This window comes from Salmonella sp. SSDFZ69 (genome assembly GCF_004010755.1).
Taxonomy (GTDB): Bacteria; Pseudomonadota; Gammaproteobacteria; order Enterobacterales; family Enterobacteriaceae; genus Salmonella; species Salmonella enterica.
In genome coordinates this window covers 1,893,136-1,909,011 of sequence record NZ_CP034831.1, presented here as the reverse complement: position 1 = coordinate 1,909,011, position 15,876 = coordinate 1,893,136, and the positions used below count along the sequence as shown (strand labels likewise).

The 15,876-nt window shown below is 52.8% G+C and carries 15 protein-coding genes and 1 pseudogene; 11 read left to right on the top strand and 5 right to left on the bottom strand.

The features are described from left to right. Positions 1-54 precede the first annotated feature (54 nt). The 3 genes from EOS98_RS09325 to EOS98_RS09315 form a co-directional block, all read right to left on the bottom strand. Positions 55-774, bottom strand: a complete 720-nt coding sequence (locus EOS98_RS09325) for an RNA polymerase sigma factor FliA (protein WP_001087453.1) — start codon at positions 772-774, stop codon at positions 55-57. A 196-nt stretch (positions 775-970) separates the two neighbouring features. Then, positions 971-2,176, bottom strand: a complete 1,206-nt coding sequence (gene fliB, locus EOS98_RS09320) for a flagellin lysine-N-methylase (RefSeq protein ID WP_126524009.1) — start codon at positions 2,174-2,176, stop codon at positions 971-973. 78 nt (positions 2,177-2,254) lie between these two features. Then, positions 2,255-3,736, bottom strand: coding sequence for a FliC/FljB family flagellin (locus EOS98_RS09315; protein ID WP_000079808.1), 1,482 nt, complete (start codon positions 3,734-3,736; stop codon positions 2,255-2,257). Positions 3,737-3,991: 255 nt separating this feature from the next. On the opposite strand from EOS98_RS09315, the gene fliD reads away from it, so the two are divergent. The 4 genes and pseudogenes from fliD (at position 3,992) to amyA (ending at position 7,741) form a co-directional block, all read left to right on the top strand. Further along, a complete protein-coding gene (gene fliD, locus EOS98_RS09310; RefSeq protein WP_000146802.1) occupies positions 3,992-5,395 on the top strand; it encodes a flagellar filament capping protein FliD in 1,404 nt (467 codons plus the stop codon). Between the two features lie 14 nt (positions 5,396-5,409). Further along, positions 5,410-5,817, top strand: a complete 408-nt coding sequence (gene fliS, locus EOS98_RS09305; protein ID WP_000287764.1) for a flagellar export chaperone FliS — start codon at positions 5,410-5,412, stop codon at positions 5,815-5,817. Continuing rightward, positions 5,817-6,185, top strand: coding sequence for a flagella biosynthesis regulatory protein FliT (gene fliT, locus EOS98_RS09300; RefSeq protein ID WP_000204899.1), 369 nt, complete (start codon positions 5,817-5,819; stop codon positions 6,183-6,185). The genes fliS and fliT overlap by 1 nt, the downstream gene beginning before the upstream one ends. Positions 6,186-6,256: 71 nt before the next feature. Further along, a pseudogene (gene amyA, locus EOS98_RS09295) lies at positions 6,257-7,741 on the top strand (alpha-amylase). Between the two features lie 39 nt (positions 7,742-7,780). On the opposite strand, the gene yedD reads toward amyA, so the two are convergent. After that, the gene (yedD, locus tag EOS98_RS09290) at positions 7,781-8,194 is read right to left on the bottom strand and encodes a lipoprotein YedD (protein ID WP_000754694.1); all 414 of its coding nucleotides are present in this window, start codon (positions 8,192-8,194) and stop codon (positions 7,781-7,783) included. A 185-nt stretch (positions 8,195-8,379) separates the two neighbouring features. On the opposite strand from yedD, the gene yedE reads away from it, so the two are divergent. From yedE to EOS98_RS09275, 3 genes are all read left to right on the top strand, one after another. Then, the gene (gene yedE / locus EOS98_RS09285) at positions 8,380-9,585 is read left to right on the top strand and encodes a selenium metabolism membrane protein YedE/FdhT (RefSeq protein WP_001519382.1); all 1,206 of its coding nucleotides are present in this window, start codon (positions 8,380-8,382) and stop codon (positions 9,583-9,585) included. Continuing rightward, on the top strand, positions 9,582-9,815 hold the full coding sequence (gene yedF / locus EOS98_RS09280) for a sulfurtransferase-like selenium metabolism protein YedF (RefSeq protein ID WP_000790504.1): 234 nt from the start codon (positions 9,582-9,584) through the stop codon (positions 9,813-9,815). Before yedE ends, yedF begins: the two co-directional genes overlap by 4 nt. Before the next feature lie 264 nt (positions 9,816-10,079). Further along, positions 10,080-10,466 (top strand): hypothetical protein, encoded by a 387-nt coding sequence (locus EOS98_RS09275; RefSeq protein WP_000639596.1) that lies wholly within the window; start codon positions 10,080-10,082, stop codon positions 10,464-10,466. Between the two features lie 119 nt (positions 10,467-10,585). Here the strand turns inward: EOS98_RS09275 and fliE are convergent, their stop codons facing one another. Further along, entirely contained in the window at positions 10,586-10,900 is a 315-nt protein-coding gene (fliE, locus tag EOS98_RS09270) for a flagellar hook-basal body complex protein FliE (protein ID WP_000719037.1), read from the bottom strand. Positions 10,901-11,116: 216 nt separating this feature from the next. Between fliE and fliF the strand changes: the two genes are divergently transcribed. From fliF to fliI, 4 genes are read left to right on the top strand one after another with little or no spacing between them, the layout of a single operon-like run. Further along, complete coding sequence (gene fliF, locus EOS98_RS09265) at positions 11,117-12,799, top strand: flagellar basal-body MS-ring/collar protein FliF (RefSeq protein ID WP_001276830.1); 1,683 nt, start codon at positions 11,117-11,119, stop codon at positions 12,797-12,799. Next, positions 12,792-13,787: a flagellar motor switch protein FliG gene (fliG, locus tag EOS98_RS09260; protein ID WP_000067735.1), complete on the top strand. Its 996-nt coding sequence runs from the start codon at positions 12,792-12,794 to the stop codon at positions 13,785-13,787. The genes fliF and fliG overlap by 8 nt, the downstream gene beginning before the upstream one ends. After that, positions 13,780-14,487 carry a flagellar assembly protein FliH gene (fliH, locus tag EOS98_RS09255; protein WP_000064158.1) on the top strand — a complete coding sequence of 236 codons (708 nt, stop codon included), beginning with the start codon at positions 13,780-13,782 and terminating at the stop codon, positions 14,485-14,487. Before fliG ends, fliH begins: the two co-directional genes overlap by 8 nt. Next, positions 14,487-15,857 (top strand): flagellar protein export ATPase FliI, encoded by a 1,371-nt coding sequence (gene fliI, locus EOS98_RS09250; RefSeq protein WP_000213257.1) that lies wholly within the window; start codon positions 14,487-14,489, stop codon positions 15,855-15,857. The genes fliH and fliI overlap by 1 nt, the downstream gene beginning before the upstream one ends. The last annotated feature ends 19 nt before the right edge of the window (positions 15,858-15,876 follow it).

Here is a 15,876-nt window from a genome sequence, read left to right as displayed (position 1 = left end):
ACTCCTGGTAGTCTATACGTTGTGCGGCACTTTTCGGGTGCGACCATGCGCGACCTATAACTTACCCAGTTTGGTGCGTAATCGTTTGATGGCCTGACTATGCAACTGGCTGACCCGCGATTCGCCAACTTCCAGTACCGCGCCAATCTCTTTGAGATTGAGCTCTTCCTGGTAATACAGCGTTAACACCAGTTGCTCGCGTTCCGGCAGCGATTCAATCGCGTCCATTACCCGCTGTCGCAGGTCGCCCTCCAGCAGTTGATGTAACGGGTTTTCCTGTTGATGTTCTTCAGTCACCAGTTCGATGCTATCGCCATGCTCTTCCCGCCACTCATCGTAAGAGAAAAGTTGGCTGTTGTTGGTATCGAGCAACATCTGACGATACTCCGCAACAGGGATGCCAAGACGTTCCGCCACTTCGGTTTCCGTCGCATTACGCCCCAGTTCCTGCTCCAGTTGTCCCATCGCCTGCGCCACTTCGCGGGCATTACGCCGGACGCTACGCGGCACCCAATCGCGGCTGCGTAATTCATCCAGCATCGCCCCACGAATACGCTGCACTGCGTAAGTGGTAAATGCCGTTCCTTGCAAAGCGTCATATCGGTCGACCGCATTTAATAACCCGATGCCGCCCGCTTGTAGCAGATCGTCCAGTTCCACGCTCGCCGGCAATCGCACCTGCAGGCGCAATGCTTCGTGACGCACCAGCGGTACATAACGCTGCCACAGCGAGTGTTTATCCATTACACCTTCAGCGGTATACAGTGAATTCACGATAAACAGCCCTGCGTTAAATGAGTTATCGGCATGATTATCCGTTTCTACAGAGGGTTCTATCGAAGGAATAAGGCTATAAAAGAAGGGTTATTTCACTTATGTAACCTGTAGCGCCTTTTTAGCGGCTCAAAGAGCAGAATAAAATCAGCCAGATAGGATAAACGGGATGCGCAAAAGCCCACCCCGAACAAAACTATGTCAGAAGATGAATCATCGACAGATCGTCGCCAGTACGCACCGTTTCTATATGGCGATGAAAATTCTTCGCCACCTCGCTGTTATGCTGGCTGCGGGAGTGAAAACTATACACAATATTGGTAACGTCATCCCACTCAAGCCGCCCGCGCTCATACACGCTGGCTGCCGTTAATAGCTTAATAAAGGCATATTCCGCCACGATAATATACAGCGCGCGTAACGGGTCGACATTCGGCTGGTTGGGGAAATTATTTTCCCAAATTTTATAGAGAATTAAATTTCTGAAAGCCCAGTTCTTCTGCTGCTCATCCGCCTGTAAACAGCGCGCTAATGAGGACTCAATATCGCTCACCTTCTGCTCCATTGAAACGCCCTCTTCCGCCGTCAGCACCCGCAGAAGGCACTGGATATAGTGATCGAGGATAACACTGCCACGATTAAGCGGGAGCGAGCGGAAATAGTCCTGCATCTGCAATACCAGCGAGGTTTTTACCTTGCTATCCGGCGCGATATTCATCAATTCCTGCGCCAGCACGCCGGTCTGCAACTGCTCAAGTAGCGCAGCATACACCTGTTCCAGTTCACCCAGCGCCGCATCATCAATTTTGGCAAATTTCTGCGTATACATGACAAATTTTATTAACGCATAGAGCGCGGCTTCCGTACTGCTGTTGGCATGGTTGATCAAACTCAGGCAAAACAGATTGAGTAACTTTTGCTGCGCTGGGAATAACGGCGCAGTATTGAATGTCTGCTGAATGATTGTTTTTTCGCCGAGCGCCATCGCGTCAGGATCGTTTAAAATGCGGGACGTTACCTCCGGACAGGCAAGACTCAGGGAGTTACGTACCTCATTTTTATAGGTATGGTGCGCCCGTGGGAAAGAGGAACAGGTATGACTTAATGCCTTTGCGCCTAACGTTTTTTGTACCCGGCACAGACGGTCCTCATCCAGATAAGGGCAATTCCCCAGCGCCGAAGGCAGCTTAATTTCGCCCCAGTGGCTGTTGTTCTTTTTCAGCAGAATAATATGGTCTTGCGCGATGGTACGAATCGTCGTGTCTTTACTGGCGAGATACTTTTTAACCGTCGTCTTATCCAGCGTGATTTTCCAGCCCTTACAACAGTGGTCGCGACAGGCCGAGCCAGAACAGGAAAAGCGGGTGACAAAGGCAGGTTCAGTGACGGTGATTTCTTTCATTACACAGGCTCCGGAATTAAAAAAGGCAGCTTTCGCTGCCTTGATTGTGTACCACGTGTCGGTGAATCAATCGCCGGATTAACGCAGTAAAGAGAGGACGTTTTGCGGAACCTGGTTAGCCTGCGCCAGAACGGAGGTACCGGCCTGCTGCAGAATCTGCGCGCGGGACATGTTGGAGACTTCGGTCGCGTAGTCGGAATCTTCGATACGGCTACGGGCAGAAGTCAGGTTGTTTACGGTGTTGCCCAGGTTGGTAATAGCGGAGTTGAAACGGTTCTGTACCGCACCCAGGTCAGAACGTAACGTGTCAACCTGTGCCAAAGCAGCATCAATTTTCTGCAGCGGGTTTTCGGTGGTTGTAGCAGCCGCTTCCGCCAGATCAGGCTGTGCTTTAAAGTTGTGACCTTCGGCTTTACTTGCAGCGTAAGTTTTACCACCAATAGAAACAACTTCGGTTTTGCCGTCTGCGCCACCCAGTTTGTTTAGTGCAGTTTTGGATGTACCGTCATCTGCAGTGTATTTCGTAGTATTAATACTTATGGAACCATCTTTATTTTGAGTTGCAGAATAGTAATCATCGCCTACCTTAACTGCTAAACCACCATCAATAGTTTTACCGTTATTATCAGTATAAGACATCTTAACAACAGATGCTGTGCCAGCCGCTGCAACACCCGCTGCTGTCAATGCGGCTTTGGCCTCTGTCAAATCAGCGTTTTCTTGCTGAGTTTGTTTAACATCTTTTGTTGCAGTTGAAGGGAAGCCAGCAGTAATTGGTCCTGTTGGTGTGCCAGTTAAAGTGACTTTTCCATCGGCTGCAACTGTTACTTCATAAACACCATCTTTAGCCGTAGTACCTGAAACATCAGCGTAATATTTTCCAGTAGTATCATCAAACTTCAGATCACCAGTAATAGCAGGAGTACCACCTAAGGTAGTTGCTGATGCAGCAAACGTAGATTTGTCAATAGCAGTAGCAGAATCTGTATAGCCTGTAACAGTTGCAGCCGTATCGCTGACCTTATATTTTTGTTGCACATTCAGCGTATCCAGACCCAGGGTCTGAGAGTTGATCTGCTTCAGATCGATATCGATAGTTTCACCGTCGTTGGCACCAACCTGGATGGTCAGGGTGTTGTCCTGCGCCAGGACTTTCACGCCGTTGAACTGAGTCTGGCCGGATACACGGTCGATTTCGTTCAGGCGCTGGGTGATTTCAGCCTGGATGGAGTCAAGGTCAGACTGGGAGTTGGTGCTGTTAGCAGACTGAACCGCCAGTTCACGCACACGCTGCAGGTTGTTGTTGATTTCGTTCAGCGCGCCTTCAGTGGTCTGCGCAATGGAGATACCGTCGTTAGCGTTACGGGAAGCCTGAGTCAGGCCTTTGATGTTCGCGGTGAAACGGTTAGCAATTGCCTGACCTGCCGCATCGTCTTTCGCGCTGTTGATACGCAGACCAGAAGACAGACGCTCGATAGCGGTGCCCAGAGCGGACTGGGATTTGTTCAGGTTATTCTGGGTCAACAGCGACAGGCTGTTTGTATTAATGACTTGTGCCATGATCTTTTCCTTATCAATTACAACTTGATGTTATTGGGCTGTTGCCCACGGTTTCTCACCGTAACCCTTGTATCGGCACCTGAATTTCGAACTTTAGAAAATTTTTCACTTCCCCCGATCTTTTTCTTAGGCGGCGAAATAGCCGCTTTATGCATCATTATTCCGCGCATTATTTTTGCAAAATTATCATTAAACTTTGCCTCCAGATTGCCGATAACGCGCTTAACTACTGTTTGCAATCAAAAGGAAGAAGGCATGGCTTCAATTTCATCATTAGGTGTGGGATCAAACTTACCGTTAGACCAGTTGTTGACAGACCTGACAAAGAACGAAAAAGGACGCTTAACGCCAATTACCAAACAGCAGAGCGCGAATTCGGCAAAGCTAACCGCCTATGGCACATTGAAAAGCGCATTAGAAAAATTCCAGACGGCAAATACCGCGTTAAATAAAGCGGATTTATTTAAGTCTACCGTGGCGTCCAGCACGACAGAGGACCTTAAAGTCAGTACTACCGCTGGCGCTGCCGCAGGGACTTATAAGATTAACGTAACCCAGCTTGCCGCCGCACAATCGCTGGCGACAAAAACCACCTTCGCGACCACCAAAGAGCAGTTGGGCGATACGTCGGTCACGTCCCGGACAATTAAAATTGAACAGCCGGGACGTAAAGAGCCGCTGGAAATTAAGCTGGATAAAGGCGACACCTCCATGGAGGCGATCCGTGACGCCATCAATGACGCCGACAGCGGTATCGCCGCCAGCATCGTTAAGGTCAAAGAGAACGAATTCCAGTTGGTGCTTACCGCCAATAGCGGTACCGACAATACGATGAAGATCACGGTGGAAGGCGATACAAAACTTAACGATTTACTCGCTTATGACAGCACCACCAATACCGGCAATATGCAAGAGCTGGTGAAAGCAGAAAACGCGAAGCTGAACGTAAACGGCATCGACATTGAGCGTCAGAGCAATACCGTAACCGACGCCCCTCAGGGAATTACGCTCACCCTGACGAAGAAAGTGACCGACGCGACCGTGACGGTAACAAAAGATGATACCAAGGCGAAAGAGGCGATTAAATCCTGGGTGGATGCCTATAATTCGCTGGTGGATACCTTTAGCTCGTTAACCAAATATACCGCCGTTGAGCCGGGCGAAGAAGCCAGCGATAAAAACGGCGCGCTGTTAGGCGATAGTGTGGTTCGTACTATCCAGACCGGGATTCGGGCACAATTTGCCAATAGCGGCAGTAATTCTGCGTTCAAAACAATGGCGGAAATTGGCATCACCCAGGATGGGACTTCCGGCAAACTGAAGATTGATGATGATAAGCTGACCAAAGTACTGAAAGATAACACAGCCGCAGCGCGTGAGCTGTTGGTAGGTGATGGTAAAGAAACGGGGATCACCACCAAAATTGCCACCGAAGTGAAAAGTTATCTGGCGGATGACGGCATTATTGATAATGCGCAGGACAACGTTAACGCCACGCTGAAAAGCCTGACAAAACAGTACCTGTCCGTTAGCAACAGCATCGATGAAACCGTTGCCCGTTACAAGGCCCAGTTTACCCAACTGGATACCATGATGAGTAAGCTGAATAACACCAGTAGTTATTTGACCCAGCAATTTACAGCTATGAACAAGTCCTGATAACAGAGGTCACCATGTACACCGCGAGCGGTATCAAAGCTTATGCGCAAGTCAGCGTGGAAAGCGCCGTGATGAGCGCCAGCCCGCATCAGTTGATTGAAATGTTGTTTGATGGCGCGAATAGCGCTCTGGTGCGCGCTCGCCTGTTTTTAGAACAAGGCGATGTTGTCGCGAAAGGTGAAGCGTTAAGCAAAGCCATCAATATTATCGATAACGGGCTGAAAGCCGGTCTCGATCAGGAAAAAGGCGGTGAGATTGCGACGAATCTTTCCGAGCTATACGACTATATGATTCGCCGTTTACTGCAGGCTAATTTGCGTAACGACGCTCAGGCCATCGAAGAAGTGGAAGGGTTACTCAGCAATATTGCAGAAGCCTGGAAACAGATTTCACCGAAAGCATCTTTCCAGGAGTCTCGTTAATGACCTCAACCGTGGAGTTTATCAACCGTTGGCAGCGTATTGCGCTGCTCAGTCAATCGCTGCTTGAACTTGCGCAGCGAGGTGAATGGGATCTCTTACTGCAACAAGAGGTCTCCTATCTGCAAAGTATTGAAACGGTGATGGAAAAGCAAACTCCACCGGGCATTACGCGAAGTATTCAGGATATGGTCGCCGGATACATCAAACAAACGCTGGACAATGAGCAGCTCCTGAAAGGGCTGCTGCAACAGCGACTGGATGAACTGAGTAGTTTGATCGGACAATCCACCCGCCAAAAATCACTCAACAACGCTTATGGGCGTCTTTCCGGTATGTTACTCGTGCCAGATGCGCCTGGCGCCTCATAATATTTTCCCGTCTCGTATGAAAATTCTTCCATACTCCAGAGGTCGGCTAAACGACTTCTGGAGCACGGAAGATGAAAAACCCCACGTTATTGCAGTACTTCCACTGGTATTATCCCGACGGCGGTAAACTCTGGTCTGAGCTGGCGGAACGTGCTGATGGGCTGAATGATATCGGTATCAATATGGTCTGGCTACCGCCCGCCTGTAAAGGCGCCTCCGGCGGCTATTCCGTAGGCTATGATACCTACGACCTGTTTGACCTCGGCGAATTTGACCAAAAAGGAACTATCGCGACAAAGTACGGCGATAAACGCCAGTTACTGACGGCGATAGACGCGCTCAAAAAAAATAATATTGCGGTGCTGCTCGACGTCGTCGTGAACCACAAAATGGGTGCAGACGAAAAAGAACGTATCCGCGTTCAGCGCGTGAATCAGGATGACCGCACGCAAATCGATGACAACATCATTGAATGCGAAGGCTGGACGCGCTACACCTTCCCTGCCCGCGCGGGCCAGTATTCCAACTTTATTTGGGACTATCACTGTTTCAGCGGCATTGATCACATCGAGAATCCCGACGAAGACGGCATTTTTAAGATCGTCAATGACTATACCGGCGATGGCTGGAACGATCAGGTTGATGATGAGATGGGTAATTTCGACTATCTGATGGGGGAAAATATCGATTTTCGCAATCACGCGGTTACGGAGGAGATTAAATATTGGGCTCGCTGGGTCATGGAACAAACCCATTGTGACGGCTTTCGCCTGGACGCGGTAAAACATATACCCGCCTGGTTTTAAAAAGAATGGATTGAGCATGTACAGGCGGTTGCACCAAAACCGCTGTTTATTGTCGCAGAATACTGGTCGCATGAAGTAGATAAACTGCAAACGTACATCGATCAGGTCGACGGGAAAACCATGCTGTTCGACGCGCCGTTGCAGATGAAATTTCATGAAGCCTCGCGCCAGGGCGCGGAGTATGACATGCGCCACATTTTCACCGGCACGCTGGTAGAAGCCGACCCTTTTCATGCGGTGACGCTGGTCGCTAACCACGATACACAACCGTTACAGGCGCTGGAAGCGCCGGTAGAACCCTGGTTCAAACCATTGGCCTATGCGCTGATCCTGCTTCGTGAAAACGGCGTACCGTCAGTGTTTTATCCCGATTTATACGGCGCCAGCTATGAAGATAGCGGCGAAAATGGCGAGACCTGTCGGGTCGACATGCCGGTGATTAATCAACTGGATCGGCTGATCCTCGCTCGTCAGCGTTTTGCGCACGGTATACAAACACTCTTTTTCGATCATCCTAACTGTATCGCCTTTAGTCGCAGCGGTACTGAAGAGAATCCAGGCTGTGTGGTTGTACTTTCCAATGGCGACGACGGTGAAAAAACCCTCCTGCTCGGCGACAATTACGCTAACAAGACCTGGCGTGATTTTCTGGGAAACCGCAGTGAGCATGTTGTAACTAATGATCAAGGCGAAGCGACGTTCTTCTGCAACGCTGGCAGCGTCAGCGTGTGGGTCATTGAGGACGTGTGATGAGCGTTCCCGGCGGCAGAGCGCTGCCGGGAAGCGAAATTACGGCAGCGGCGTCGGCAGCGGCGTTTTTTCTAACGCGGCGGCGCACTCCGGCGTCGGACGAGCGACCCGTTGCAGCGTCATGCCATCATATTCCAGGGTATTCCCGTCGCGCTCAATCTCATAGAGCTCACGCTTAACCGTAACATTGGTTAAGTCATCGGAGAGCATGGTCAGCTTGCCCGGCAGAGCAATAACGCGCTGCCACTGGCGGCAGTCCAGCGTATCGCCTTCTTTAGTCACCACCAGGCTGGCAATAGCTTCAGGGCTCACCAGCTTACGTTGCGGGCCTTTTGACTGCCAGTACCCTTCCAGACCGGCCGGCGCGGGCGTTTTCACCACATCATTATAGTTTTCCACCTCGGCGCATCCGGCCAGAACCAGCAATGCGCCAACGATCGCTACTTTTTTCATCATTCATCCTGCATCAGAAGAAAGAGGAATTGTGGCATTAAAGCCCTGACGCCGCCAGCCTTTCCAGGCGCTGGCCGCAATTTGATCCAGTCGGTATTACCGCTTATTAGGTGTAGGCAAATTCTGTGATCGGTGTAGTATGCGCACTTCTTGTTTCACACCTTCTGAGTTCAGAGGCTAAACACATGTCATGGCAACACTTCAAGCAAACCTGGTTAATTAAATTCTGGGCGCCGGCCCCTGCGGTGATCGCAGCCGGTATTCTCTCTACCTATTATTTTGGCATCACCGGCACGTTCTGGGCCGTGACGGGCGAATTTACCCGCTGGGGCGGGCAAATTTTGCAGCTTTTTGGCGTTCATGCCGAACAGTGGGGCTACTACAAGCTGATTCATCTGGAAGGTACGCCGCTGACGCGTATCGACGGCATGATGATCCTCGGCATGTTCGGCGGCTGTTTCGCCGCGGCGCTGTGGGCCAACAACGTAAAACTGCGTATGCCGCGCAGCCGAATCCGTATCGTACAGGCGGTGGTCGGAGGCATGATCGCTGGCTTCGGCGCGCGTCTGGCGATGGGGTGTAACCTGGCCGCCTTTTTTACCGGGATCCCGCAGTTCTCCCTACACGCGTGGTTCTTTGCGCTGGCGACCGCTATCGGCTCCTGGTTCGGCGCCCGCTTTACGTTGCTGCCAATATTTCGCATACCGGTGAAAATGCAAAAGGTCTCCGCGGCTTCGCCACTGACGCAGAAACCGGATCAGGCAAGACGGCGTTTCAGGCTCGGTATGCTGGTCTTTATCGGCATGATTGGCTGGGCGTTATTAACGGCAATGCATCAGCCGAAACTGGGGCTGGCGATGCTGTTCGGCGTCGGGTTTGGGCTGCTGATCGAGCGCGCGCAAATCTGCTTTACCTCGGCCTTTCGCGATCTGTGGATCTCCGGACGCGCCCATATGGCGAAAGCGATTATTTTCGGCATGGCGGTCAGCGCCATTGGTATTTTCAGCTACGTGCAGTTGGGCGTTGCACCTAAAATTATGTGGGCTGGCCCGAATGCGGTCATTGGCGGACTGCTGTTCGGTTTTGGCATCGTGCTGGCGGGCGGCTGCGAAACCGGCTGGATGTACCGCGCCGTAGAAGGCCAGGTGCATTACTGGTGGGTGGGCCTCGGCAATGTCATCGGTTCGACCATCCTGGCTTACTACTGGGATGATTTCGCGCCCGCGCTGGCGACCAGTTGGGATAAAGTTAACCTGCTGAATACCTTTGGGCCGCTGGGCGGTCTACTGGTCACCTATCTGTTGTTATTTACCGCGCTGATGTTAATTATCGGCTGGGAAAAACGTTTTTTCCGCCGTGCGGGGCTGACGCCTGCTAAGGAATCTGTATGAAAAATATCGTCCCTGATTACCGTCTGGATATGGTTGGCGAACCTTGCCCGTACCCGGCGGTCGCCACTCTGGAAGCGATGCCGCAGCTAAAAAAAGGGGAGATCCTGGAAGTGGTGAGCGACTGTCCGCAATCCATTAATAATATTCCACTGGATGCGCGCAATCACGGTTATACGGTGCTGGATATCCAACAGGATGGCCCGACAATTCGTTATCTGATTCAAAAATAAGCGCATACTCCCGCTGTACGTTACGGCGGGAGACCTTTTACGGCATAACCGGCAAAAATCTACAACGCATAAAAGAAATCAGACAAGGTCGTCTTGTGCGCCGTGGCATAAATCTATTATATAACGTATACCGTTTTAATTTTGGTTGAGCCGATGAAAAACCCATGACTATTTTAAGCAAAACATAAAATAATTATTATTTTCCCTCTACGTCATAAAAGACTATCAGGTATTTATATTTTTACTCACTGACATTATCAGGTGATGATTTATTTATGCACAGCAGAAGCCAAAAAAATGATAAAAATTATTTTCATCTCTATTATTGGAGTCGTCTGTCTTGCCGCTGCCCGTTACTCACCCGTCACAGTGGTCAATGCACATCCGAGCGCCATTGCCCGCTGTCTCGCTGATAATCTGTCCCCGTATGGGTATATACTGGATCTCCATGAAACAGATATTCCAGGCATTAATAAAGAATTTACCGTGTATTATCGCAACGGCGCATATATTGCAGGAACATTCTGGATTGCAAACTCAATGACAATAGCATCAGAACGAATAGTAGGAATGAATGGCGTTAGTAAACAGGCGTACCCTATTTTTAATAAGTCCCTGCAACAATGTGCAACCCGCTTATCAATAAAATGAGCGCGCCTCGCAAAAATAAGCCCACATAATCACGCACTGGTTGCATGGGCGTCGCGTCCCCCGCCGCTGACGTAGGTAAGCGCCCGGGAGTTCGCTGCGGATGTGTTGTCAGCCCTGGCTTAAACCTGCATGGACATGACTTCCTGATACGCGGCGACCAGCTTGTTGCGCACCTGAATCCCCATTTGCATAGAGACGGACGCTTTTTGCATATCAGCCATCACGTCATTAAGCGCAATGCCCGGCTCACCCAGAGTGAATTTTTCCGCCTGAACGCGCGCCGCCGTTTGTCTGTCGCTAATACGATCCAGCGCAGCATGTAGCTGGCCGGCAAAACTCACCGTCGACTGCGAGTGCGTGTCTTGCCCGCGCGCGGCCATCGCCGTCGCCTGTAACTGGCTAATAACCCCTTCAATCCCCTGTATTGCTGCCATGCTATTCCCCTGGATGATTTTTTACGCAGCAGAGATTACCAGTTTGTCAATAAGATAAAGGCGTTAAATAACGATAAAAAACCTCGGTTTTTAGCGCATAGAAAAATTCGAAACCACAAATAATGAGACCGTCAATTTTTCGAGTTTGCTGACCCGGGAGTGAGTCTTGTTCCACTTTGCAAAAAACGCCGTCCACGATCAGTCACGAGGTGCGAGATGAGTGCGACTGCATCGACTGCAACCCAACCTAAACCTCTCGAGTGGCTTAATCGCCTACGCGCGAATCCCCGAATTCCGTTAATTGTGGCGGGTTCCGCTGCCGTGGCGATCGTCGTTGCGATGGTGCTGTGGGCCAAAACGCCCGATTACCGCACGCTATTTAGCAACCTTTCCGATCAGGACGGCGGCGCGATCGTCGCGCAGTTGACCCAGATGAATATCCCCTATCGCTTTGCCAATGGCAGCGGCGCGATTGAAGTGCCCGCCGACAAAGTGCATGAACTGCGTCTGCGTCTGGCGCAGCAGGGGCTGCCTAAAGGCGGCGCGGTAGGCTTTGAACTGCTTGATCAGGAAAAATTCGGTATCAGTCAGTTCAGCGAGCAGGTGAATTATCAGCGCGCGCTGGAAGGTGAACTGGCCCGGACGATCGAGACGCTGGGTCCGGTAAAAAGCGCCCGCGTTCACCTGGCGATGCCAAAGCCGTCGCTATTTGTGCGGGAACAAAAATCCCCTTCCGCCTCCGTCACCGTCACACTGGAACCGGGCCGGGCGCTGGATGAAGGACAAATTAGCGCCGTGGTACATCTGGTTTCCAGCGCTGTCGCCGGTTTGCCGCCAGGAAACGTCACTCTGGTCGATCAATCCGGTCATCTGCTCACGCAATCCAATACCAGCGGTCGCGACCTTAATGACGCGCAATTAAAATTTGCTAATGATGTGGAAAGCCGCATCCAACGCCGTATCGAAGCCATTCTGTCGCCTATCGTCGGGAACGGTAATGTTCACGCTCAGGTAACCGCCCAGTTGGATTTTGCCAATAAAGAGCAGACGGAAGAGCACTACAGCCCGAACGGCGATGCGTCGAAGGCCACCCTGCGTTCACGTCAGTTGAATATTAGCGAACAGGTAGGCGCGGGCTATCCCGGCGGCGTGCCTGGCGCGCTGTCGAACCAACCAGCGCCGCCTAACGAGGCGCCGATCGCCACGCCGCCGACCAATCAACAAAACGCGCAGAATACGCCACAAACCAGCACCAGTACCAACAGTAACAGTGCCGGCCCGCGCAATACGCAGCGTAATGAAACCAGTAACTACGAAGTGGACCGCACCATTCGTCACACCAAAATGAATGTGGGCGATATTGAGCGTCTCTCCGTGGCCGTCGTGGTGAATTACAAAACGCTGGCGGATGGCAAACCGCTGCCATTGACCGCCGATCAGATGAAACAGATCGAGGATTTAACCCGTGAAGCGATGGGTTTTTCTGATAAACGCGGCGATACGCTAAACGTGGTGAATTCACCGTTTAGCGCAGTGGATGACACCGGCGGCGAACTGCCCTTCTGGCAACAGCAGTCCTTTATCGATCAGTTGCTCGCGGCAGGTCGCTGGTTACTGGTGCTGGTGGTGGCCTGGATTCTGTGGCGCAAAGCGGTACGTCCGCAGTTGACGCGCCGCGTTGAAGAAGCGAAAGCGGCGCAGGAACAGGCGCAGGTTCGCCAGGAAACCGAAGAAGCCGTGGAAGTACGCCTTAGCAAAGACGAGCAGCTCCAGCAACGCCGGGCTAATCAGCGTCTGGGCGCCGAGGTGATGAGCCAGCGTATTCGCGAAATGTCAGACAACGATCCGCGCGTGGTGGCGCTGGTCATTCGCCAGTGGATGAGTAACGATCATGAGTAATCTTAGCGGTACCGATAAAAGCGTCATTTTGTTGATGACCATTGGCGAAGACCGGGCGGCAGAGGTGTTTAAACACCTCTCCACTCGCGAAGTGCAGGCGTTAAGTACGGCGATGGCTAACGTGCGTCAGATCTCCAACAAACAACTGACGGACGTACTATCAGAGTTTGAGCAAGAAGCGGAGCAGTTCGCCGCGCTGAATATTAACGCCAACGAATACCTACGCTCCGTACTGGTTAAAGCGCTGGGCGAAGAACGCGCCTCCAGCCTGCTGGAAGATATTCTGGAAACGCGCGATACCACCAGCGGTATCGAAACGCTCAACTTTATGGAACCGCAGAGTGCCGCCGACCTGATTCGCGACGAACACCCGCAGATTATCGCCACCATTCTGGTCCACCTCAAACGCAGTCAGGCCGCCGATATTCTGGCGCTGTTTGACGAGCGTCTGCGTCATGATGTGATGCTGCGTATCGCGACATTTGGCGGCGTACAGCCGGCGGCGCTGGCGGAGTTGACCGAAGTGCTGAATGGCCTGCTCGACGGTCAGAACCTGAAACGCAGCAAAATGGGCGGCGTAAGAACCGCGGCGGAAATTATCAACCTGATGAAAACGCAGCAGGAAGAAGCGGTTATTACCGCTGTGCGCGAATTCGACGGCGAACTGGCGCAGAAAATCATCGACGAGATGTTCCTGTTCGAAAATCTGGTGGATGTGGACGATCGCAGTATCCAGCGTCTGTTGCAGGAAGTGGATTCCGAATCGCTGCTGATCGCTCTGAAAGGCGCCGAACCGCCATTACGCGAGAAGTTCCTGCGCAATATGTCCCAGCGCGCCGCCGATATCCTGCGCGACGACCTTGCCAACCGTGGCCCGGTTCGTCTGTCTCAGGTGGAAAACGAGCAGAAAGCGATTCTGCTTATTGTGCGTCGTCTGGCGGAAACCGGCGAAATGGTGATTGGCAGCGGCGAGGATACCTATGTCTAATGAATTGCCGTGGCAAGTCTGGACCCCCGACGATCTCGCCCCGCCGCCGGAGACGTTTGTGCCGGTTGAGGCTGATAACGTGACCTTGACAGACGATACGCCGGAGCCCGAACTCACTGCCGAACAGCAGCTGGAGCAGGAGCTGGCGCAGCTAAAAATACAGGCCCATGAACAAGGTTATAACGCCGGGCTGGCGGAGGGACGGCAAAAAGGACACGCGCAGGGATACCAGGAAGGGTTAGCGCAGGGGCTGGAGCAAGGACAAGCCCAGGCGCAGACGCAGCAGGCGCCGATTCATGCCCGTATGCAGCAGTTAGTGAGCGAGTTTCAGAACACGCTTGACGCGCTCGATAGCGTTATCGCCTCACGGCTGATGCAAATGGCCCTGGAGGCCGCACGTCAGGTCATCGGCCAAACGCCGGCGGTGGACAACTCGGCGCTGATTAAACAGATCCAACAACTGTTGCAGCAAGAGCCGCTCTTTAGCGGCAAGCCGCAGTTGCGCGTGCATCCGGACGACTTACAGCGGGTGGAAGAGATGCTGGGCGCCACGCTCAGTCTTCACGGATGGCGGTTACGCGGCGATCCAACGTTGCATCACGGCGGGTGTAAAGTCTCTGCCGATGAGGGCGATCTGGACGCCAGCGTCGCTACTCGCTGGCAAGAGTTGTGTCGCCTGGCGGCGCCGGGAGTGCTCTGATGACCACGCGTCTGACCCGCTGGCTTACCGCGCTCGACAACTTTGAAGCCAAAATGGCGTTATTGCCGGCGGTGCGTCGTTATGGACGTTTAACCCGCGCCACTGGCCTGGTACTGGAGGCCACCGGTCTCCAGCTTCCGCTGGGCGCCACCTGCATTATTGAGCGCCAGGACGGCCCTGAAACCAAAGAGGTGGAATCGGAAGTCGTCGGTTTTAACGGCCAGCGTCTGTTTTTAATGCCGCTGGAAGAGGTCGAAGGCATTCTGCCCGGTGCCCGCGTTTACGCCCGTAACGGGCATGGCGACGGTCTGCAAAGCGGCAAACAGCTACCGCTCGGCCCGGCCCTGCTTGGTCGGGTGCTGGATGGCGGCGGTAAACCGCTCGACGGACTGCCTGCGCCGGATACGCTGGAAACCGGCGCGTTAATCACGCCGCCGTTTAACCCGCTACAGCGAACGCCAATCGAACATGTGTTGGATACCGGCGTACGCGCTATCAACGCGTTGTTAACCGTAGGGCGCGGTCAGCGTATGGGACTCTTTGCCGGTTCCGGCGTTGGTAAATCGGTTCTGCTTGGCATGATGGCGCGCTACACGCGGGCGGACGTGATTGTCGTGGGACTTATCGGCGAACGTGGCCGCGAAGTTAAAGATTTTATCGAAAATATTCTCGGCCCCGACGGCCGCGCGCGTTCGGTGGTGATCGCCGCCCCGGCGGATGTTTCGCCACTGCTGCGAATGCAGGGCGCCGCCTATGCCACCCGCATCGCCGAAGACTTTCGCGATCGCGGACAGCATGTGTTGCTGATTATGGATTCGCTGACGCGCTATGCGATGGCACAGCGTGAAATTGCGCTGGCAATCGGCGAACCGCCAGCCACCAAAGGTTATCCGCCCTCGGTGTTCGCAAAGCTGCCGGCGCTGGTCGAACGTGCCGGTAATGGCATCCACGGCGGCGGCTCTATCACCGCGTTTTATACCGTGTTGACCGAGGGGGACGACCAACAAGATCCCATTGCCGACTCGGCACGCGCAATCCTCGACGGGCACATTGTCTTGTCCCGCCGTCTGGCGGAGGCCGGGCACTATCCGGCCATTGATATAGAGGCGTCAATCAGCCGGGCGATGACCGCGCTCATTACCGAGCAGCACTATGCGCGGGTACGGCTATTTAAACAATTGCTTTCCAGTTTCCAGCGTAACCGCGATCTGGTCAGCGTCGGCGCTTATGCCAAAGGTAGCGATCCGATGCTTGATAAAGCCATTACCTTATGGCCGCAACTGGAAGCGTTTTTACAGCAAGGCATTTTTGAACGGGCTGACTGGGAGGACTCTCTGCAGGCGCTCGATTTAATTTTCCCGACGGTGTGATAAAGCAGGAGGGCGACGA